Annotated in this window: 17 protein-coding genes; 16 read left to right on the top strand and 1 reads right to left on the bottom strand. The window is 43.7% G+C overall.

The window, feature by feature from the left end; all coding sequences use genetic code 11:
- The first annotated feature begins 27 nt into the window (after nt 1-27).
- The 15 genes from glpO to ACLNCV_RS01145 all read left to right on the top strand — a co-directional run bounded on the left by glpO (nt 28) and on the right by ACLNCV_RS01145 (nt 19,047).
- Nucleotides 28-1,854 (top strand): type 1 glycerol-3-phosphate oxidase, encoded by a 1,827-nt coding sequence (glpO, locus tag ACLNCV_RS01215; RefSeq protein WP_153210232.1) that lies wholly within the window; start codon nt 28-30, stop codon nt 1,852-1,854.
- 70 nt (nt 1,855-1,924) lie between these two features.
- Entirely contained in the window at nt 1,925-2,629 is a 705-nt protein-coding gene (locus tag ACLNCV_RS01210) for an MIP/aquaporin family protein (protein WP_020902151.1), read from the top strand.
- Between the two features lie 224 nt (nt 2,630-2,853).
- Nucleotides 2,854-2,985 (top strand): teichoic acid D-Ala incorporation-associated protein DltX, encoded by a 132-nt coding sequence (locus ACLNCV_RS01205; RefSeq protein ID WP_000813667.1) that lies wholly within the window; start codon nt 2,854-2,856, stop codon nt 2,983-2,985.
- A 20-nt stretch (nt 2,986-3,005) separates the two neighbouring features.
- Nucleotides 3,006-4,556 carry a D-alanine--poly(phosphoribitol) ligase subunit DltA gene (gene dltA, locus ACLNCV_RS01200; protein WP_424844793.1) on the top strand — a complete coding sequence of 517 codons (1,551 nt, stop codon included), beginning with the start codon at nt 3,006-3,008 and terminating at the stop codon, nt 4,554-4,556.
- Nucleotides 4,553-5,797, top strand: coding sequence for a D-alanyl-lipoteichoic acid biosynthesis protein DltB (gene dltB, locus ACLNCV_RS01195; protein ID WP_125392831.1), 1,245 nt, complete (start codon nt 4,553-4,555; stop codon nt 5,795-5,797). The genes dltA and dltB overlap by 4 nt, the downstream gene beginning before the upstream one ends.
- A gap of 13 nt (nt 5,798-5,810) precedes the next feature.
- Complete coding sequence (gene dltC / locus ACLNCV_RS01190; protein WP_000351967.1) at nt 5,811-6,050, top strand: D-alanine--poly(phosphoribitol) ligase subunit DltC; 240 nt, start codon at nt 5,811-5,813, stop codon at nt 6,048-6,050.
- On the top strand, nt 6,043-7,311 hold the full coding sequence (dltD, locus tag ACLNCV_RS01185) for a D-alanyl-lipoteichoic acid biosynthesis protein DltD (RefSeq protein ID WP_049543209.1): 1,269 nt from the start codon (nt 6,043-6,045) through the stop codon (nt 7,309-7,311). The genes dltC and dltD overlap by 8 nt, the downstream gene beginning before the upstream one ends.
- 154 nt (nt 7,312-7,465) lie before the next feature.
- The gene (gene adcR / locus ACLNCV_RS01180; protein WP_001249308.1) at nt 7,466-7,906 is read left to right on the top strand and encodes a zinc-dependent transcriptional regulator AdcR; all 441 of its coding nucleotides are present in this window, start codon (nt 7,466-7,468) and stop codon (nt 7,904-7,906) included.
- Nucleotides 7,906-8,610 (top strand): metal ABC transporter ATP-binding protein, encoded by a 705-nt coding sequence (locus ACLNCV_RS01175; RefSeq protein WP_125443258.1) that lies wholly within the window; start codon nt 7,906-7,908, stop codon nt 8,608-8,610. Before adcR ends, ACLNCV_RS01175 begins: the two co-directional genes overlap by 1 nt.
- Entirely contained in the window at nt 8,603-9,409 is an 807-nt protein-coding gene (locus ACLNCV_RS01170) for a metal ABC transporter permease (protein WP_045612455.1), read from the top strand. Before ACLNCV_RS01175 ends, ACLNCV_RS01170 begins: the two co-directional genes overlap by 8 nt.
- A 9-nt stretch (nt 9,410-9,418) precedes the next feature.
- Nucleotides 9,419-10,924: a zinc ABC transporter substrate-binding lipoprotein AdcA gene (gene adcA / locus ACLNCV_RS01165; RefSeq protein WP_000724064.1), complete on the top strand. Its 1,506-nt coding sequence runs from the start codon at nt 9,419-9,421 to the stop codon at nt 10,922-10,924.
- Nucleotides 10,925-11,208: 284 nt separating this feature from the next.
- The gene (locus ACLNCV_RS01160) at nt 11,209-12,360 is read left to right on the top strand and encodes an iron-containing alcohol dehydrogenase (protein ID WP_261125878.1); all 1,152 of its coding nucleotides are present in this window, start codon (nt 11,209-11,211) and stop codon (nt 12,358-12,360) included.
- A 146-nt stretch (nt 12,361-12,506) separates the two neighbouring features.
- Entirely contained in the window at nt 12,507-13,391 is an 885-nt protein-coding gene (locus tag ACLNCV_RS01155; RefSeq protein ID WP_004235732.1) for an SPFH domain-containing protein, read from the top strand.
- A gap of 183 nt (nt 13,392-13,574) precedes the next feature.
- Entirely contained in the window at nt 13,575-17,363 is a 3,789-nt protein-coding gene (locus ACLNCV_RS01150; protein ID WP_261125877.1) for a sugar-binding domain-containing protein, read from the top strand.
- Nucleotide 17,364: 1 nt separating this feature from the next.
- Nucleotides 17,365-19,047 carry an alpha-L-fucosidase gene (locus ACLNCV_RS01145; protein WP_084947738.1) on the top strand — a complete coding sequence of 561 codons (1,683 nt, stop codon included), beginning with the start codon at nt 17,365-17,367 and terminating at the stop codon, nt 19,045-19,047.
- Nucleotides 19,048-19,092: 45 nt separating this feature from the next.
- Here ACLNCV_RS01145 and ACLNCV_RS01140 read toward each other — a convergent pair whose 3' ends face one another.
- On the bottom strand, nt 19,093-21,177 hold the full coding sequence (locus ACLNCV_RS01140) for a GH92 family glycosyl hydrolase (protein WP_424844792.1): 2,085 nt from the start codon (nt 21,175-21,177) through the stop codon (nt 19,093-19,095).
- A 170-nt stretch (nt 21,178-21,347) separates the two neighbouring features.
- Between ACLNCV_RS01140 and ACLNCV_RS01135 the strand changes: the two genes are divergently transcribed.
- Entirely contained in the window at nt 21,348-22,628 is a 1,281-nt protein-coding gene (locus ACLNCV_RS01135; RefSeq protein WP_261125874.1) for a glycoside hydrolase family 125 protein, read from the top strand.
- Nucleotides 22,629-22,673: the final 45 nt, after the last annotated feature.

Here is a 22,673-nt window from a genome sequence, read left to right as displayed (position 1 = left end):
AGTGACTTAGTTAGAAAGTGTGTAAAAATGGAATTTTCAAAGAAAACACGTGAATTATCAATTCAAAAAATGCAGGAACGTACCTTGGACCTCTTGATTATCGGTGGAGGAATTACAGGGGCTGGTGTAGCCTTGCAGGCAGCAGCTAGTGGTCTAGATACTGGTTTGATTGAAATGCAGGACTTCGCAGAAGGGACATCCAGCCGTTCAACAAAACTGGTTCACGGAGGACTACGTTACCTTAAGCAATTTGATGTAGAAGTGGTATCAGATACAGTTTCTGAACGTGCAGTGGTTCAACAAATCGCTCCACACATTCCGAAACCAGACCCAATGCTCTTGCCAGTTTACGATGAAGATGGAGCTACTTTTAGCCTCTTCCGTCTTAAAGTAGCTATGGATCTTTACGACCTCTTGGCAGGTGTCAACAACACACCAGCTGCTAACAAGGTTTTGAGCAAGGAAGAAGTCTTGGAACGCCAGCCAAACTTGAAGAAAGAAGGTTTGGTAGGAGGTGGAGTTTATCTTGACTTCCGTAACAACGATGCTCGTCTCGTGATCGAAAACATCAAACGTGCCAACCAGGACGGTGCCCTCATTGCTAACCACGTGAAGGCAGAAGGCTTCCTATTTGACGAAAGTGGCAAGATTACAGGTGTTGTAGCTCGTGATCTCTTGACAGACCAAGTCTTTGAAATCAAGGCCCGTCTGGTTATTAACACAACAGGTCCTTGGAGCGACAAGGTGCGCAATTTGTCTAATAAGGGAACACAATTCTCACAAATGCGTCCAACTAAGGGAGTTCACTTGGTAGTGGATTCAAGCAAGATCAAGGTTTCACAGCCAGTTTACTTTGATACAGGTTTGGGTGATGGCCGTATGGTCTTTGTTCTCCCACGTGAAAACAAGACCTACTTTGGTACAACGGATACAGACTACACAGGTGATTTGGAACATCCAAAAGTGACTCAGGAAGATGTGGATTACCTACTTGGCATTGTTAACAACCGCTTCCCAGAAGCTAACATTACTATCGATGATATCGAAAGCAGCTGGGCAGGTCTTCGTCCATTGATCGCAGGCAATAGCGCTTCTGACTACAATGGCGGAAATAACGGAACTATCAGTGATGAAAGCTTTAACAACTTGATCGCGACTGTCGAATCTTATCTCTCTAAAGAAAAAACGCGTGAAGATGTTGAGTCTGCTGTCAGCAAGCTTGAAAGCAGCACATCTGAGAAACATTTGGACCCATCTGCAGTTTCTCGTGGTTCGAGCTTGGATCGTGATGACAATGGCCTTTTGACCCTTGCTGGTGGTAAAATCACAGACTACCGTAAGATGGCTGAAGGAGCTATGGAGCGCGTGGTTGACATCCTCAAAGCAGAATTTGACCGTAGCTTTAAACTTATCAACTCTAAGACTTACCCTGTTTCAGGTGGGGAATTGAACCCAGCAAATGTTGATTCAGAAATCGAAGCCTTTGCGCAACTTGGAGTGTCACGTGGATTGGATAGCAAGGAAGCTCACTATCTCGCAAATCTCTATGGTTCAAATGTACCGAAAGTCTTTGCCCTTGCTCATAGTTTAGAACAAGCACCAGGACTCAGCTTGGCAGATACTTTATCACTTCACTATGCAATGCGCAATGAGTTGGCTCTTAGCCCAGTTGACTTCCTCCTTCGTCGTACCAACCACATGCTCTTTATGCGTGATAGTTTGGATAGCATCGTTGAGCCAGTTTTAGATGAAATGGGACGATTCTATGACTGGACAGAAGACGAGAAAGCAACTTACCGTGCGGATGTTGAAGCAGCCCTTGCTAACAACGATCTAGCGGAATTGAAAAATTAAGAAAAACTAGAAGAGAGGGAGACAAGCCTTCCTTGCCTTCCCTCTCCTTCTTTAAAATGGAGACAACGATATGATGAAAGAATTATTTGGAGAATTTTTGGGGACTTTAATCCTGATTCTTCTAGGAAATGGTGTTGTTGCAGGTGTGGTTCTTCCTAAAACCAAGAGCAACAATGCAGGTTGGATTGTGATTACTATGGGTTGGGGAATTGCTGTAGCCGTTGCGGCTTTTGTATCTGGCACGCTCAGCCCAGCCCACCTAAATCCAGCTGTAACGTTTGCGATGGCCTTAAAAGGAACGCTCTCTTGGGCTTCCGTTTTCCCATACATCCTAGCTCAGTTCGCAGGGGCTATGCTGGGTCAGATTTTGGTTTGGTTGCAATTCAAACCGCATTATGAGGCAGAAGAAAATGCAGGCAATATCCTGGCAACCTTCAGTACTGGACCAGCTATAAAAGATACTGTATCAAACTTGATTAGTGAAATCCTAGGAACTTTTGTATTGGTATTAACAATCTTTGCTTTGGGACTTTATGACCTTCAAGCAGGAATCGGAACCTTCGCAGTGGGAACTTTGATTGTCGGTATCGTTCTATCACTAGGTGGAACAACAGGTTGTGCCTTGAACCCTGCGCGTGACCTTGGACCTCGTATCATGCATAGCATCTTGCCAATTTCAAACAAGGGAGACGGAGATTGGTCTTACGCTTGGATTCCAGTTGTAGGACCTGTTATCGGTGCAGCCTTGGCCGTGCTTGTATTCTCACTTTTCTAATCTAGAAAACAATTATGTTGATAAAGCTTGAGATGAAAATCTCAGGCTTTTTTAAAAATATACATAGAAAAACCGCATAATTTTAAAATTAGCTTAAATATAATGAAAATCTACGGCAAACAATTGAAAAAATACTATATAAAGTGGTACAATGGTAGAAAAATAAGCTAGTAAGAATCACTCTTATTTTAGCGAAAAATTACAGAAATGAATGGTTTTTCTTGATGAAACAGAGAAAAGAATTGTACCTCTTTCTTGGTCGGACAGCCTTGTATTTTCTTATCTTTCTAGGGCTGCTTTACTTCTTTAGCTATCTTGGTCAGGGTCAAGGAAGCTTTATCTATAATGAATTTTAACTTGAAGGAGAATCCCTATTGTGTCAAATAAACCAATAGTAGATATGATTGAAACCATTGAGCATTTTGCTCAGACACAGCCTAGCTATCCTGTTTACAATGTTTTGGGACAGGAACACACTTATGGAGATTTAAAGGCTGATTCGGATAGTTTGGCTGCAGCCATCGATCAACTGGATTTACCAGAGAAGTCTCCTGTGGTTGTCTTTGGAGGCCAAGAATATGAAATGTTGGCAACATTTGTAGCGCTGACTAAGTCAGGTCATGCCTACATTCCGATTGATAGCCATTCGGCCTTGGAGCGAGTTTCAGCTATTTTAGAAGTAGCGGAGCCAAGCTTGATTATTGCCATCTCAGATTTTCCATTGGAGCAGATTTCTACACCGATGTTGAATCTAGCTCAGGTTCAAGAAGCCTTTGCTCAAGGGACTAGCTATGAGATCACGCATCCAGTCAAGGGAGATGATAACTACTACATTATCTTTACTTCTGGTACGACTGGTAAGCCTAAGGGAGTGCAGATTTCCCATGATAACCTCCTCAGTTTTACCAACTGGATGATTACGGATAAGGAATTTGCGACGCCAAGTCGTCCGCAAATGCTGGCTCAGCCACCTTATTCTTTTGATCTGTCTGTCATGTACTGGGCTCCGACCTTGGCATTAGGTGGTACGCTCTTCGCTCTTCCTTCAGCCATTACTCAGGACTTTAAGCAACTCTTTGCGACCATCTTTTCATTGCCAATCGCTATCTGGACATCAACCCCTTCTTTTGCGGATATGGCCATGTTATCAGAAGACTTTAATAGCGAGAAAATGCCTGACATCACGCATTTCTACTTTGATGGAGAAGAATTGACGGTCAAAACGGCTCAAAAACTACGCGAACGTTTCCCAAATGCCCGTATTATCAATGCCTACGGCCCAACAGAAGCGACAGTAGCCTTGTCAGCTGTTGCTGTGACAGACGAGATGTTGGCGACTCTCAAACGCCTACCAATCGGCTATACCAAGGCTGATTCTCCAACCTTTATCATTGATGAGAATGGCAAGAAACTGCCAAATGGTGAACAGGGAGAAATCATTGTGTCAGGACCAGCTGTTTCAAAAGGTTATATGAACAATCCTGAAAAAACAGGGGAAGCCTTCTTTGAGTTTGAAGATCTGCCAGCCTACCATACAGGCGATGTGGGAACCATGACAGATGAGGGCTTGCTTCTCTACGGCGGACGTATGGACTTCCAGATTAAGTTCAACGGTTACCGCATTGAGTTAGAAGATGTCTCTCAAAACCTCAATAAGTCTCGCTTTATCGAGTCTGCTGTAGCTGTGCCACGTTATAATAAAGACCACAAGGTGCAAAATCTATTGGCTTATGTCATCTTGAAAGACGGTGTTCGTGAGCAGTTTGAGCGAGATATTGATATTACCAAGGCTATCAAGGAAGATTTAACAGATATCATGATGTCCTACATGATGCCGTCTAAATTCCTTTATCGAGACAGTTTGCCACTGACTCCAAATGGAAAGATTGACATCAAAGGATTGATTAACGAGGTGAATAAGAGATGATGGAGTTCTTTCAACAGCTTCCTCATTTAGAGCCATATGGCAATCCTCAGTATTTTGTTTATGTGATTGCTGCAACCTTGCCCATCTTTATAGGCCTCTTTTTCAAGAAACGCTTTGCCTGGTATGAAGTGCTGGTAAGTCTCTTCTTTATCGTCACCATGTTGGTAGGTGGGAAGACCAATCAGTTGGCTGCCTTGGGTATTTACCTTTGCTGGGAAATATTGCTCCTGCTCTTCTACAAGAATTATCGAAAAAGTAAGGATGGCAAGTGGGTCTTCTACCTAGTTAGTTTTCTGTCCCTCCTTCCGATTATCTTTGTCAAGGTGCAGCCGGCTATCAATGGAACACAGTCTTTGCTTGGGTTTTTGGGAATTTCTTACCTGACCTTTCGTTCGGTTGGGATTATCATCGAGCTGAGAGATGGAGTGATTAAGGATTTTACCCTCTGGGAATTCCTCCGTTTTCTTCTCTTCATGCCGACTTTTTCAAGTGGTCCAATCGATCGCTTTAAGCGTTTTAATGAAAATTATCAGACCATTCCTGAGCGGGATGAGTTGATGGATATGCTGGATGAATCTGTTCGCTATATCATGTGGGGATTTTTGTACAAGTTTATCCTAGCTCATGTTTTAGGAGAAACTTTACTCCCTCCTCTGAAGAATCTAGCCCTGCAGTCAGGTGGCTTCTTTAACCCCTATGCCTTGGCAGTTATGTATACCTTTGGTTTGGAGCTCTTCTTTGACTTTGCAGGTTACTCTATGTTTGCCTTGGCTATCTCAAACTTAATGGGAATCCGTAGCCCCATCAACTTTAATAAGCCTTTTTTATCAAGGGATTTAAAGGAATTTTGGAATCGTTGGCACATGAGTCTATCTTTCTGGTTCCGTGACTTTGTCTTTATGCGAATGGTCATGGTGTTAACCAGAAAGAAGGTCTTTAAGAATCGCAATGTAACCTCAAGTGTGGCCTACATTGTAAATATGCTGATTATGGGATTTTGGCATGGTGTGACCTGGTACTATATCGCCTATGGCCTCTTTCATGGACTGGGCTTGGTCATCAATGACGCTTGGATTCGCAAGAAAAAAACGCTCAATAAGGAGCGGAAAAAATCAGGGAAGCCTGCTCTACCTGAGAATCGCTGGATTCAGTTGCTTGGCATGGTTGTCACCTTCCATGTCGTCATGCTGTCATTCTTAATCTTTTCTGGATTTTTGAATGATTTATGGTTTAAAAAATAAAAGGAAATAAAATATGGATATCAAATCAGAAGTTATCGAAATTATTGATGAGTTGTTTATGGAAGATGTTTCTGACATGATGGATGAAGATCTTTTTGACGCAGGTGTCTTGGATAGTATGGGAACGGTTGAATTGATTGTGGAGATTGAAAACCGTTTTGACATTCGTGTCCCTGTAACAGAGTTTGGTCGTGACGACTGGAATACAGCTAATAAAATCATAGCTGGTATTGTGGAGCTACAAAATGCTTAAACGCTTATGGATGATCTTCGGACCGGTCTTGATAGCTGGTTTGTTGGTTTGTCTGCTTATCTTTTTCTATCCTGCTGAGATGCGCCATGATCTGGGAGCTGAAAAGCGTTCGGCGGTGGCTACTACCATTGAAAGTTTTAAGGAGCGGAGTCAAAAGGTCAGAGCCTTATCTGATCCAAATATGCGTTTTGTTCTCTTCTTTGGCTCCAGTGAATGGCTTCGTTTTGACGGTGCCCATCCTGCGGTATTGGCTGAGAAATACAACCGCTCTTATCGCCCCTATCTTTTAGGACAGAGGGGAGCTGCATCGCTCAACCAGTATTTTGGGATGCAACAGATGTTGCCACAACTGGAGAATAAACAAGTTGTATATGTCATCTCGCCCCAGTGGTTTAGTAAAAATGGCTATGAGCCAGCAGCCTTCCAGCAGTATTTTAATGGGGATCAGTTGACGAGTTTTCTGGAACATCAATCTGGAGATCAGGCTAGTCAATATGCAGCGACCCGCTTACTACAGCAGTTTCCAAATGTAGCTATGAAGGACCTGGTTCAGAAGTTGGCAAGTAAAGAAGAATTGTCGACGGCAGACAATGAAATGATTGAATTATTGGCTCGTTTTAATGAACGTCAAGCTTCCTTTTTTGGTCAGTTTTCGGTTAGAGGCTATTTCAAATACGATAAGCATGTAGCTAAGTATTTAAAGACCTTGCCAGATCAGTTTTCTTATCAAGCTATAGAAGATGTTGTCAAAGCAGATGCAGAAAAGAATACTTCTAATAATGATCTGGGAATGGAGAATTATTTCTATAATACACAGATTAAGAAGGATTTGAATAAATTAAAGGATTCTCAGAAAAATTTTACCTATCTCAAGTCGCCAGAATATAATGACTTGCAGTTAGTGTTGACACAGTTTTCTAAATCCAAGGTAAACCCGATTTTTATCATTCCACCTGTTAATAAAAAATGGATGGACTATGCTGGTTTACGAGAGGATATGTACCAACAAACGGTGCAGAAGATTCGCTACCAGTTAGAAAGTCAAGGTTTTACCAATATAGCAGATTTTTCTAAGGACGGTGGGGAAGCTTTCTTTATGAAGGATACCATTCACCTTGGTTGGTTAGGTTGGTTGGCATTTGATAAGGCCGTTGATCCTTTCCTATCCAATCCCACACCAGCTCCGACTTATCATCTGAATGAGCGCTTTTTCAGTAAAGACTGGGCGACTTATGATGGAGATGTCAAGGAATTTCAATAGATCATAATATAGAAGAGTTCAAGGATGAAACTAGTTTTCACGTTTTTTCTTGACTCTTTTTTTGGTTGTGATATAATTAACCAGTAAATAATTTTTCAAAGAATAGTATTTTTCTCTTAAAATAAAGAGAAGTCCAAAAGGAAAGGAGTCAGATATGAGACAGCTAGCGAAGGATATCGATGCCTTTTTAAATGAGGTGATTTTGCAGGCGGAAAATCAGCATGAAATCCTAATAGGTCATTGTACTAGCGAGGTGGCCCTGACCAATACTCAGGAGCACATTCTCATGCTCTTGTCAGAGGAATCTTTAACAAATTCAGAGTTGGCCCGTCGCCTCAATGTCAGTCAGGCGGCAGTTACCAAGGCCATTAAGTCTTTGGTCAAGGAAGGAATGTTGGAAACATCTAAAGATCCTAAGGATGCGCGTGTGATTTTTTATCAGTTGACTGATTTGGCTCGTCCAATCGCTGAGGAGCACCATCATCACCATGAGCATACACTTTTAACCTATGAACAAGTGGCGACTCAGTTTACTCCAAATGAACAAAAAGTTATTCAGCGGTTTTTGACTGCTTTAGTAGGAGAAATCAAATAATGAGATATATTACGGTAGAGGATTTATCCTTCTATTATGATAAGGAGCCCGTTCTTGAACATATCAATTATAGTGTTGATAGTGGGGAATTTGTTACCTTGACAGGGGAGAATGGGGCAGCTAAGACGACACTGATTAAGGCCAGTCTTGGAATCCTTCAGCCACGCATTGGAAAGGTGACTATTTCAACGACAAATACGCAGGGTAAGAAATTGAGAATAGCCTATCTTCCTCAACAGATTGCCAGTTTTAACGCAGGTTTTCCAAGTACGGTTTATGAGTTTGTCAAGTCAGGTCGCTATCCGCGAAAAGGCTGGTTCCGTCGTTTGAATGCTCATGATGAGGAGCATATCAAGGCCAGTTTAGACTCAGTTGGTATGTGGGAACACCGAGACAAACGCTTGGGGTCTCTATCTGGAGGACAAAAGCAGCGAGCGGTGATCGCGCGTATGTTTGCTTCTGACCCAGATGTATTTATCCTAGATGAGCCGACAACGGGGATGGATGCAGGAAGTAAAAATGAATTTTACGAACTCATGCACCACAGCGCCCATCATCATGGCAAGGCTGTTTTGATGATTACCCATGACCCTGAAGAAGTTAAGGACTATGCGGACCGCAATATCCATCTAGTCCGTAACCAAGACTCACCATGGCGTTGTTTCAACGTTCATGAGAATGACCAGGAGGTGGGCCATGCTTAGTTTATTATCTTACGACTTTATGCAACGCGCCTTTCTGGCTGTTATTGCTATGAGTCTTTTCTCGCCGGTATTGGGAACCTTCCTTATCTTGCGTCGTCAGAGTTTGATGAGTGATACCCTCAGCCACGTCTCGCTTTCGGGTGTAGCCTTTGGTCTGGTTCTGGGGATTTCTCCGACTATTTCTACTATTGCCATTGTCTTGATTGCGGCAGTCTTCCTGGAGTATCTCCGTACGGTTTACAAGAACTTTATGGAAATCGGGACAGCTATCCTCATGTCGACAGGACTGGCTGTTTCTCTGATTGTCATGAGCAAGGGTAAAAGCTCGAGTTCTATGAGTTTGGACCAATATCTTTTTGGTTCGATCGTGACTATCAGCGAAGAGCAGGTTATTTCCCTCTTTGTCATTGCGGCGGTTGTTTTGATTTTGACCTTCCTCTTCCTTCGTCCGATGTATATTTTGACCTTTGATGAGGATACGGCCTTTGTGGATGGCTTGCCAGTTCGTACCATGTCCATTCTTTTTAACATGGTGACGGGGGTGGCCATTGCCCTTATGATTCCAGCTGCGGGAGCTCTTCTGGTATCGACCATTATGGTCTTACCAGCTAGTATTGCCCTGCGTCTGGGGAAAAACTTTAAATCGGTTATGCTGCTTGCCAGTGCTATTGGATTTTTGGGAATGGTAGCAGGACTTTACATTTCCTACTATGCAGAAACACCTGCAAGTGCAAGTATTACCATTATTTTTGTAACTGTTTTCTTGCTAATCAGTTTAGTAAGACGTTTTATCAAATAGGAGATGAACATGAAAAAAATTAGCTTATTACTCGCCAGTCTATGTGCCTTGTTTTTAGTGGCTTGTTCCAATCAAAAGCAGGCAGATGGCAAACTAAATATTGTGACAACCTTTTACCCTGTCTATGAATTTACCAAGCAAGTCGCAGGAGATACGGCTAATGTAGAGCTTCTCATCGGTGCTGGTACAGAACCCCATGAATATGAACCGTCTGCCAAGGCAGTTGCCAAAATCCAAGACGCAGATACCTTCGTTTATGAAAATGAAAACATGGAAACATGGGTTCCTAAATTACTAGATACTTTGGATAAGAAAAAGGTGAAAACCATCAAGGCGACAGGCGATATGTTGCTCTTGCCAGGTGGTGAGGAAGAAGAGGGAGACCATGACCATGGAGAAGAAGGCCATCACCATGAGTTCGATCCCCATGTTTGGTTATCACCAGTTCGTGCCATTAAACTAGTAGAGCACATCCGTGACAGTTTATCAGCAGATTATCCTGATAAAAAAGAGACCTTTGAGAAGAATGCTGCTGCCTATATCGAAAAATTACAAGCCTTGGATAAGGCGTATGCAGAAGGATTGTCTCAAGCCAAACAAAAGAGCTTTGTGACTCAACACGCAGCCTTTAACTATCTCGCCTTGGACTATGGACTCAAACAAGTTGCAATCTCAGGCCTTTCTCCAGATGCAGAGCCATCAGCAGCTCGCTTGGCAGAATTGACAGAGTATGTCAAGAAAAATAAAATTGCCTATATCTACTTTGAAGAAAATGCCTCACAGGCCCTTGCTAACACACTTTCAAAAGAGGCAGGTGTCAAAACTGATGTCCTTAATCCTTTAGAAAGTCTGACAGAAGAGGACACCAAGGCTGGAGAAAACTACATTTCCGTGATGGAGAAAAACCTCAAGGCTTTGAAACAAACAACGGACCAAGAAGGCCCAGCAATCGAGCCTGAAAAGGCAGAGGATACCAAGACAGTCCAAAATGGTTACTTTGAGGATGCAGATGTCAAGGATCGCACCTTGAGTGACTATGCAGGTAACTGGCAATCAGTTTATCCTTTCCTTGAAGATGGTACTTTTGATCAAGTGTTTGATTACAAGGCTAAGTTGACAGGTAAGATGACTCAGGCTGAGTACAAGGCCTACTATACAAAAGGCTATCAGACAGATGTGACTAAGATTAATATCACTGATAACACTATGGAATTTGTTCAAGGTGGACAAAGTAAGAAATTCACCTACAAGTATGTTGGTAAGAAAATCTTGACTTATAAGAAAGGAAATCGTGGCGTGCGCTTCCTCTTTGAAGCGACAGATGCGGATGCTGGACAATTCAAGTATGTTCAGTTTAGTGACCACAATATCGCCCCAGTTAAGGCAGAACACTTCCATATCTTCTTTGGAGGCACAAGCCAAGAAGCCCTCTTTGAAGAAATGGATAACTGGCCAACCTACTACCCAGATAACCTATCTGGCCAAGAAATTGCCCAAGAAATGTTGGCGCATTGATGAGAAATCGACTAGTTCATAGGAGCTAGTCGGTTTTTTGAAATAGGGGCTGATGTGTAGCCCATTTCATGTGTCGGCGGATAGCCTATAGCTGTTATCTTTGGTAGATGCAATTTTGTTTCAAGGAGCAGAGTATCATATTGGGAAAGGATCTTATAAATAATAATCAAATTTCACTCCTTTTAAAATTATTTGTTAAACAATTCACAAATAATTGAAAACGAATACAAAAAGTAATATAATGATGTTAAATATATAGCGCGAAGGCGCAGGAGGAAAATTATATGGCTACATTTTATGTTCCGGCAGTCAACCTTATTGGAAAAGGTGTTGTAAATGAAGTGGGTCCTTATATCAAGGAACTTGGCTATAAAAAGGCACTTTTGGTGACAGACAAGTTTATCGAAGGAAGTGACATTTTGCCTAAGGTTTTAAAACCGCTAGATGCAGAAGGAATCGAATATGTCATCTTTAGCGATGTAGAGCCAAACCCTACTTGTAAGAATGTCACAGATGGGGTAGCTGCTTTGGAAGAACATGGATGTGATTTTATCATCAGTCTTGGTGGGGGTTCTCCACAGGATGCAGCTAGTTGTATCTCTATCATGGCTACAAATGGTGGAAAACCACAGGATTATGAAGGGCTTCATAAGTCTGCTAAAAAAGGCTTGCCAGTTGTGGCTATCAATACAACAGCAGGAACTTCTGCAGAAATTACCATTAACTATGTGATTACCGATGAAGAACGCAAGGTTAAGATGGTAATGGTTGACAAGAATAGCCTTGCTCTTATCTCTGTTAATGACCCTGAATTGATGATTTCAAAACCTCAAGCTTTGACTGCAGCTACAGGTATGGATGCTCTAACCCATGCTGTTGAAGCTTTGGTAACACCTGGTGCTTATGATGTGACCAAGAAATTATCTATCGGAGCAATTGAGCTTATCAAGGAATATCTTCCTCGCGCTGTAGCAAATGGACACGATATTGAAGCGCGTGAAGGTATGGTCAATGCCATCTTCCTTGGTGGTATGAGTTTTAACAATGCAGGTCTGGGCTATGTTCACTCAATGGCTCACCAGCTCGGCGCAGTATATAATTTGCCACACGGTGTTTGCTGTGCCATGTTGTTACCAGTTATAGAACGTGAAAATGCTAAACGTGTACCAGAAGCTTTCCGTAATGTTGCCAAGGCCTTGGGACTTCATGTAGAAGGTAAATCAGATGAAGAGTGTGCCGATTACGCAATTGCTGAGATTGAGAAGCTTTCTGAGATAGTAGGCATTCCTAAGAAATTGACTGAACTTGGTATTGAAGAAAAAGATTTCGACTTTGAATACCTTTCTAAGAATGCCTTGATTGATGCCTGCGCACCAGGAAATCCATTCATGCCAACCTTAGAAGAAACGATTGCCTTTTATAAAGAGTTGTTTTAGCAAGAGATTTGACGACAATGTGACAATTCACCTCTAATTATTGACATTTCAGGAAAAATTGCAGTAAAAACTGCACATCCTTCTTTAAATGTGCTATAATACAGAAAAAAATAATGATGGAGGTCACGATAATGGCAACATTTTTGATGATTTTTGTGGTGGTTTGTGTGCTCCTATTGGTGATAGTCACACTGAGTACAGTTTATGTGGTTCGTCAGCAGTCGGTGGCGATTATTGAACGCTTTGGGAAATACCAAAAGGTTGCCAATAGCGGTATTCATATTCGCTTGCCTTTTGGGATTGACTCGATTGCAGCGCGGATTCAGTTGCGCTTGTTGCAAAGCGATATTGTGGTTGAGACCAAGACCAAGGACAATGTGTTCGTTATGATGAATGTAGCGACTCAGTACCGTGTCAACGAGCAGAGCGTGACAGATGCCTACTATAAACTCATGCGTCCAGAATCTCAGATTAAATCTTATATCGAAGACGCTCTTCGCTCTTCTGTTCCAAAATTAACCTTGGATGAATTGTTTGAGAAAAAAGATGAGATTGCCCTTGAAGTCCAACACCAGGTAGCAGAAGAAATGACTACTTACGGGTACATTATCGTGAAAACCTTGATTACTAAGGTCGAACCAGATGCAGAAGTCAAGCAATCCATGAATGAAATCAATGCGGCGCAACGTAAGCGGGTCGCAGCGCAAGAATTAGCGGAAGCCGACAAGATTAAAATCGTCACTGCAGCTGAAGCCGAAGCAGAAAAAGACCGCCTCCATGGTGTGGGGATTGCCCAACAACGTAAGGCGATTGTGGATGGATTGGCAGAGTCTATCACAGAACTCAAGGAAGCCAATGTTGGTATGACAGAAGAGCAAATCATGTCCATTCTTTTGACCAACCAGTATTTGGATACCTTGAATACCTTTGCCTCTAAAGGAAACCAAACTATCTTTTTACCAAATACTCCAAATGGTGTTGATGATATCCGTACACAAATCTTGTCAGCCCTCCGTGCTGAGAAGAAATAATAGACTAAAGAGCCTGGAGTCAGGCTCTTTTTGTATCACCCTTGTATCTTTGAGAACTAAATCCTCCTCCACAAATTATAGAATCTTTTCTGAGGATTTAGGGAGTGATGGAGGAAGTCTTGAAAGCGCTTTTGTTTTGTGCTATAGTCAAGTAAATCGAGTTGTTTAAAGAGGAATGCCTGTATGAGAAGAGAAGAAGTTTTGCGAAATCACTGGTTTTTTAGCCAAGAGGTGGGGAAAGAAGAGGCCTTGGCGCCGGATTTTCATGGAGAAAATTGGCAGGCTATTCAAGTGCCACATGACTGGAGTATTTACAATGATTTTGACCAGTATTCGCCAGCGCAAAATGAGGGTGGTCAGTTAAATGGGGGTCAGGCTTGGTACCGGACGCAGTTTTACTTGGAAGAAGATGCCAGTCTTGTATCGGTGCGTTTGTTGTTTGATGGAGTTTACATGAATGCCCAAGTCTATATCAACGGGCAAGTGCTGGGCTATTATCCCAGTGGCTATACGCCCTTTTCTTATGATATCACGCCTTATCTAAGAAATGATGGGACGGCCAACCAGCTTGCAGTCTTTGTGGAAAATCAGCAACCTAGCAGTCGTTGGTACTCTGGTAGCGGTATTTATCGAGAAGTAAAATTATTGATTACAGATTCGGTGCATCTGGATTTATATGGGATTAGGATAGGAAGTCCCAAGCTTAAAGAACAAAGAGATGGATGGGTGGAAACCCAGCTTGAAAGCAAGGTTTCAAATGATGGGCCTCAGTCCGTGTCGGTGTATTTGGAGCAGAGTATCTGGTATGATGGACAACAACTGTCTGACTGGCAGGCGACAGACTCTTTAGTGATTGAGTCTGGGGACAAACACCATTTCCAACAAGCCATATCAATTTTCCAACCCTTGCTTTGGGATATTAACCATCCTCATCTCTATCAGTTGAAGACTCGCATCTACAAAAATGGCATTTTGGTTGATGAAGAAGAGGAGACCTTTGGTTACCGCTATATGGATTGGCAAGCGGATAAGGGCTTCTTTCTAAATGGTCGCTGGTTGAAGATTCATGGGGTTTGTCTCCACCATGACTATGGAGCGCTGGGAGCTGTGGAAAATAGGTCAGCTGCTGAGAGACGCTTGCGCCAGATGAAGGAAATGGGCGTCAATGCGATTCGAATTACCCATAATCCAGCCAGTAGTATCTTGCTAGATGTGGCTGCCAAAATGGGCTTACTCATCCAAGAAGAAGCCTTTGATACCTGGTATGGAGGCAAGAAAGAATATGACTATGGTCGCTTTTTTGAGGAAGAAGCGACTCATCCAGAAGCGAAAGCAGGCGATTTCTGGTCAGATTATGATTTGCGCACTATGATTAAGCGTGGCAAGAACAATCCAGCCATCTTTATGTGGTCCTTGGGAAATGAAGTTAGTGAAGCAAATGGCGATGCTCATTCATTGAAGACGATCAAACGCTTGCTAGAAAGGGTCAAGGAGATTGATGATAGCCGTTTTGTGACCATGGGAATGGATCAATTCCGCTTTGGAGATGGTTCTGGAGGTCATGAAAAGATTGCTGATTTGCTGGATGTGGTGGGTTTGAATTACTCGGAAGACAACATTGATGGGATTCGCAAAAGACATCCCAAGTGGCGACTTTACGGGTCTGAAACCTCATCAGCGACACGGACGCGTGACAGCTATTTTCGTCCAGATAAGGAATGGGTTGGGGATAATCGCCGCGTTCGTAATTTTGAACAGTCAGACTATGGCAATGATCGAGTTCCTTGGGGGAAGACGGCGACGGCTTCTTGGACAGCAGATAGAAATCGGTTAGACTATGCGGGTCAGTTTATCTGGACAGGAGTGGACTATATCGGTGAGCCGACTCCTTGGCACAATCAAAATGACACGCCTGTAAAGAGTTCCTATTTTGGGATCGTGGATACGGCAGGGATTCCTAAAAATGACTATTATCTCTATCAAAGTCAGTGGTTGGACCTAGATCAGCATCCCATGGTTCATATACTGCCCCACTGGAATTGGGAAATCCACAAGAGTTATCAACAAGTTGTGGATAAGTATGGGAATATCCCTGTCCGGGTGTATTCAAATGCCCGTTCTGTAGAGCTATTTCTCAATGGAAAATCTCAAGGTAGGAAGACTTTTCAGGAAAAATGGACTTCAGATGGCAGAAAATACCAAGAGGGAGCAAGTTCTGAACAACTTTATCTCGAATGGAGTTTGGCTTATCAACCAGGAGAATTGCATGCTGTGGCCTATGACCGTCAAGGTCAGATTGTGGCAGAAGATAGGGTGGTGACTGCAGGTAAGCCAGCCAAAATCAGGTTACATGCCGAGAAAACACAACTGGAGTCAGATGGGCAAGACCTCCTTTATCTTTATTTTGATGTATTGGACAAGGATGGAAATTGGGTGCCGAGTGCTTCCAATCAGCTTCATTTTAAAATTGAGGGCCCTGCTCGCATTGTGGGTGTTGATAATGGCAGGCAGTCCAGTCGTGAACGTTATCAGGCTCAGAAAAATGGTCGTTTTAAGAGGAAAGCCTTTCATGGCAGAGGTGTACTTTTGGTTCAGAGCTTGGAGCAGGTAGGTCAAGTGAGAGTAAAGGCTAGTGGCAGAGGACTAGAGCCAGCAAGTTTTGATCTCTTAGTGGGAGAGGCTTTGGCTTGCCAGCCAGTGAAAAATCAGAGCTTATTTGAGATTCGAGTGGACAAGCAGGCAGGATTACAAGAAGGGGATTCCCCAGCCATTGGACTTTATCCACAAACTGTGGATAACCCTGTGAACAAGGTGGGGAATAGTGAAGTGATTTGGGAAACGAGTGGTAGTGCTCACGCCATTATCAAGCAGGGAGTACTTCATTGCTTGTCTGCAGGGGACTTGGCTATTCGCGCCTTTTATCAAGGGAAGACCAATCAAATGCACTTGCAGGTCGCAGAAAATACCTCACTAGGGCAGGCACTTTCTGTACGACCACTTCGCTTGTATACAGCTAAGGGAACTTATCCACAGCTTCCATCTTCAGTTTTGGCGGACTATGAGTTCGGGGGTGCAAAACGAGTCAAGGTTGTTTGGGAAGCAATCTCGGAAGAAGATTTGGCAAGCTTTCATGAGTTTACGGTATCTGGTCAGCTAGAGGGTCTGGATTTAAAGGCTTCTGCTCAGGTTTGTGTCCAAGGGATTTGCGCTATTGAGCCTGAAAGGGTTTGGACGCTTGTCAAGGAAGCCCCACACTTACCAGACCGAGTCAAGCTAGTCTTATCAGATGGCAGACGAGATACGGCCAAGGTTACTTGGGACGAACTCAAGCCTCAAATCTATGCTCAGGTAGGAGAATGCGTTCTCACAGGGCGGGTAGCGGGCTGTGAGTTGCCAGCAACAGTCACCATTCATGTGACAGATGCCAGTGTAGATGGAGAAGTCATTTCCAATCAATGGACAGGGTCCAATCTGCCTCTGGTCTTTACTTCCCACTCAGAGCCGAATCACCCAGCCTCCTACCTCAATGACAAGGTCATTGCTCGGAAGAAATCGATAGCCAATACTTGGATTGCCAAGTCAGAGCAAGCTAGCGTCGGTATTCTGTTTGGAGATGCAGGGATTTTAAAACCGCGATTTGTGGATAACGTGACCTTGTATTATGTCGAAAATCAAGAATACGTGGCGGTGGATCCTACCCATATCGATTATTATGTAGGAAATGAGCCTGCCTTGCCTCGGACTCCAAATCATTTAGATAAGGATTCCCTGCTCAAACAAGAGGAGAATTGGCGACCTGTATCAGCTATTAGAAAAGTTTCAAGTGATAAGGATGAGGAGCTTCGTTTTGAATTTGACAAGGTGGAAACCTATGCCCTTCGTCTTCGATTTGAAAACTTGGTAAATCCACTAGCGTTAACAGAATTGCAAGTGTATGCAAAAAAAGTAAAGAAAAATGTAGATAGGAAGTAATATGGTAAGAGAAATAAAACCGCATGGCCCCTTGCCTAGTCAGGCCCAGCTAGCTTATTTAGAGGATGAACTAGCAGCCTTTATCCATTTTGGGCCCAATACCTTTTATGACCAGGAATGGGGGACAGGTCAGGAGAATCCTGAACGATTTAACCCGACAAGGTTAGACGCGCGTGAGTGGGTTCGTGTACTCAAAGAAACGGGCTTTAAAAAGTTGATTTTGGTGGTCAAACACCACGATGGTTTTGTCCTCTATCCGACAGTTCACACAGATTATTCGGTCAAGGCCAGTCCTTGGAGGAGTGGAGAGGGGGATTTGCTCCTTGAAGTATCACAAGCTGCCACAGAGTTTGATATGGATATGGGGGTCTACCTGTCACCGTGGGATGCCCACAGTCCTCTCTATCATGTGGACCGAGAAGCGGACTATAATGCCTATTATCTGGCTCAGCTGAAGGAGATCTTATCAAATCCTGCCTATGGAAATGGAGGGAAATTTGCTGAGGTCTGGATGGATGGTGCCAGAGGAGAGGGCGCTCAAAAGGTCAATTATGAATTTGAAAAATGGTTTGAAACCATTCGTGACCTGCAGGGCGATTGCTTAATTTTTTCAACAGAAGGCACCAGTATACGCTGGATTGGCAATGAACGAGGGTATGCAGGTGATCCCCTGTGGCAAAAGGTGAATCCTGACAAACTAGGAACAGAAGCAGCGCTGGATTATCTTCAGCATGGAGATTCTTCAGGCACTATTTTTTCAATCGGTGAGGCAGATGTTTCCATCCGGCCAGGTTGGTTTTACCATGAGGACCAGGATCCTAAGTCTCTTGAGGAGTTGGTAGAGATTTATTTTCACTCGGTGGGTCGGGGAACTCCACTCTTGCTTAATATTCCGCCGAATCAAGATGGGCTATTTGATGCAAAGGATATTGAACGACTTTATGAATTTGCTGCCTATCGCAATGAGCTCTATAAAGAAGATTTGGCTCTGGGAGCTGAGGTATTTGGTCCAGCTCTTTCCGCAGACTTCGCTTGTCACCATCTGACAGATGGTCTTGAGACCAGCTCTTGGGCAAGTGATGTAGGCTTGCCCATCCAGTTAGAACTCGACTTAGGTTCTCCTAAAACTTTTGATGTAATTGAGTTAAGAGAAGATTTGAAGCTAGGGCAACGAATCGCTGCTTTTCATGTGCAAGTAGAGATGGATGGCGTCTGGCAAGAATTTGGTACAGGCTTTACAGTTGGTCATAAGCGTCTCCTGCGAGGTCCGCTAGTAGAGGCACAGAAGGTGCGCGTGATGATTACCGAGGCGCAATCTAAGCCTGTATTGACCAAGATTTCACTCTATAAAACTCCGAGGTTATCACAAAAAGTAGTTGTTCAGGGGCTAGCATTTGTAGAAAAAAGTCTAGCTGTGACAAAGGGAGAGACTCTTCATTTTAGGATTGAACGTAGCGAAAGTAGTACTCCTTTAGAGACTAAGATTTCGATCCAACCGGGGACAGGTGTCCATGGTGTCGCCTATCAGGACGAAATTCAAGTCCTTCAATTCCAAGCTGGGGAAAGCAAAAAAGACCTGACCATACCAACCCTGTATTTTGCTGCCGACAAGACCTTGGATTTCTATCTGAATCTGACTGTTGATGGACAGCTGGTTGATCAAGCTCAAGTACAAGTTTCATAAAATAAAAGAACCTTTGCACGATACAAAGGTTCTTTTGTCTACTAGCTAGTGACTTGGTAACCAGCTGAGGGTGAAGGTTAGTTGTTCAGCTTTTAGGAGATCTTGGTGTTGAATAGTTGATACTAGAGTTGTGTCCAGTCGGCATTCTTTTACAAAGTTAAAATGGCTGTGGTTTTGCTCAGCATGAATATCTAGCCATTTATCTTCTTTGGCAAGGTAGACTCGGAGGTGGTCAAAGAGAGGGATTCCGAGGTCATAGCTTGGTTTTCCTGGACAGGTCGGATAAAAACCGAGAGTTGACCAGATGTACCAGGCTGAGAGACTGCCATTGTCTTCATCGCCAGGATAGGCTTCCCAACTTGGGTGAAAAGCTTTCTGACGGAGCGTCTTGATGAGAAGAGCAGTGTAGTCAGGGTAATCGCAGTAACGGAAGAGATAAGGAATGTGGAAGCTTGGCTGGTTGGAAATGGCGAGTTGTCCAAAAGGAGCAGTAGCCATCTCGCTCATTTCGTGAATCTCGTAGCCATAGCCTGTTGTCTCAAAGAGGGGAGCCTCCTGACAGGCTTTTAAAAGATAGTTGCTAAAGGCTTCTTTTCCACCCATAAGCTGGATCAAGCCTGGGATATCGTGGAGGACGCCTAAAGTTGCTTGGATGGCTGAACATTCGGCATAATCACGTCCCCAACTATAAGGAGAGAAATCAGGACGGAAGTTGCCTTGACCATCACGCGCTCGCATGTAACCTGTCTCAGCGTCAAATAGATGGCGGTAATTTTGTGATGCGGCCTTGTAGGTTTCAGCGATTTCTATTTTCCCTAGTTTTTCAGCACAGCTAGAGATACAAAAGTCACTATAGGCATAGTCTAGGGTGTGGCTGACGCTTTCGTGGTGGTCGGTAGAGAGGTAGCCTAGTTCTTGGTATTGGGCTAATCCGTGACGACCATTGATGCCGAGAGGGTCGGACTTGGTGGCTGTTTCAAGCATGGCTTGGAGGAGTTCTTCTTCTAGGTCGGGGGCCATGTCCTTGCAGGCGCTATCTGCGATAATGCCATCTAGCAGGGTACCTGGCATCATGCCACGTTCATCTGGAGCCAGCCATTTTGGAAGGAAACCAGTATCGCGGTAGTTATTGAGAAATCCTTCTAAGAAGCGGTGGTAGTGTTCTGGTATGATAAGAGCAAAGAGGGGGAAGGTGGTGCGGAAGGTATCCCAGAAACCATTGTTGCTGAAGAGGACACCAGGCTTGACAGTTCCAGTAGCCAGATCCATATGGATGGCTTGCCCTGATTCATCAACCTCATAAAAAGTCTGTGGGAAGAGGAAGAGTCTGTAAAGGCAGTGATCAAAGAAGGTTCGGTCAGCCTCTCCTGTTTCCATGATATCAAAACGATGGAGGAGATTTTCCCAGTCCGCTTGTGCATTTGCTTTACAGTTATCAAAATCTTTTTGAGGTAGATTAAGCAGAGCCTGAGAGTGAGAGATGAAAGAAGTCGCTAGCTGAATTTCAGCATGGCTACTTGCTAAGTCAATTAGCCAGTCTTCGCCTTCTTGGCTGATAGCAAGGATATCCGTATTCATTTTCAGGGATGTGAACAGTATCAGTGGATTTTTGTTGGTTTCAGTTTTACCTTCTTGTCGTATGGTAAGAGTCCGCTCATCTACTTGCTCCACTGTCAGTTCATCTGCTGCGTGAAGATAGAGGGAGAGGGCTTTGCCTTGCTTTTGTTCCAAACGAATAGAAGCACCGTAGCAAGTCGGTGTAAGCTGGCTTTCAATCTGATAGCGCAGGGAGAAAATTTTCAGATAATGAGGTTGGAAAGAGGCCTTATCCATATCATAGGAAGACTGGCGATGGAAGAGGCTGTCTCCACCCAGTTGGCCTGTGACAGGTGTCAGAAGGAGCCAAGAGTAGTCGCCAATCCAAGGGCTGGGCTGGTGGGTTAATCGAATCCCCTGAAAGATAGGCAGATGCGGATCAAAAAACCAAGAGCCCTCCTCGTCACTGGTCTGGGGTACAAAGTAATTCATCCCAAAAGGCACTCCTGTGTATGGCAGGGTATTTCCTCGAGAAAAGGCATGTTTGCTGGCAGTTCCAAATCGGGTATCGATGGTTTCAAGTAGTGGTTTCATAGTCTTTCCTTTAGCTGTTTTTCTACATTATATCAGAAAAAGATAGCCTTTAGAAAAGGAGTTTTAAAGATAACTATTTTGTAGAAAAATGACTATCATTTGTGTATGTATTTTCTGTCTCAAAAGCTATATACTGAAAATGAAACTTGTTTGAAAGAGGATACTGCACGATGATTTATTCAAAAGAAATTGTTCGAGAATGGCTAGATGAAGTGGCAGAGCGGGCTAAGGACCATCCAGAGTGGGTGGATGTTTTCGAGCGTTGCTATACAGACACCTTGGACAATACGGTTGCAATCCTAGAAGATGGTTCAACCTTTGTACTCACTGGTGATATTCCTGCTATGTGGCTTCGGGATTCAACAGCTCAACTCAGACCCTACCTTCATGTGGCTAAAAGAGATGCCCTCCTGCGTCAGACCATTGCAGGTTTGGTCAAGCGTCAGATGACCTTGGTACTCAAGGATCCTTATGCCAATTCCTTTAATATTGAGGAAAACTGGAAGGGGCACCACGAGACCGACCATACAGACCTTAATGGCTGGATTTGGGAACGCAAGTACGAGGTGGACTCGCTTTGCTATCCTTTGCAGTTGGCTTATCTCCTCTGGAAAGAGACTGGCGAGACTAGCCAGTTTGATGAGACTTTTGTCGCAGCGACTAAGGAAATTCTCCATCTGTGGACAGTGGAACAAGACCACAAGAACTCTCCTTATCGTTTTGTCCGAGATACGGACCGTAAGGAAGACACCTTGGTAAATGATGGATTTGGCCCTGATTTTGCAGTGACAGGCATGACTTGGTCAGCTTTTCGCCCGAGTGATGACTGTTGCCAGTATAGCTACTTGATTCCGTCAAATATGTTTGCTGTAGTAGTCTTGGGGTATGTCCAAGAAATCTTTGCAGAACTGGACCTAGCTGATAGCCAGAGTGTTACCACAGACGCCAAGCGCCTCCAGTCTGAAATCCAAGAAGGAATTGAAAACTACGCCTACACAAGCAACAGCAAGGGCGAAAAGATTTATGCCTTTGAAGTAGACGGTTTGGGAAATGCTAGCATCATGGATGATCCAAACGTACCAAGTCTGCTGGCTGCACCTTATCTGGGCTACTGTTCGGTCGATGATGAAGTTTATCAAGCAACTCGTCGTACCATTCTGAGCCCTGAAAATCCCTACTTCTACCAAGGAGAATACGCTAGCGGTCTCGGAAGTTCTCATACCTTCTATCGCTATATCTGGCCAATCGCTCTGTCTATCCAAGGTTTGACAACAAGAGATAAGGCAGAGAAGAAATTCTTGCTGGATCAGCTGGTTGCTTGCGATGGTGGTACAGGTGCTATGCATGAAAGCTTCCACGTAGATGACCCAACTCTCTACTCTCGTGAATGGTTCTCTTGGGCCAACATGATGTTCTGTGAATTGGTCTTGGATTACTTGGATATCCGCTAAGGAACACGCTTTAGCGCAACTGATTCTTGGAAAGAATCACAAATT

Origin of the sequence: Streptococcus sp. CL5.50 (genome assembly GCF_049738015.1) — a bacterium.
Lineage (GTDB): Bacteria > Bacillota > Bacilli > Lactobacillales > Streptococcaceae > Streptococcus > Streptococcus mitis_CA.
This window is presented reverse-complemented; position numbering and strand designations above follow the sequence as displayed.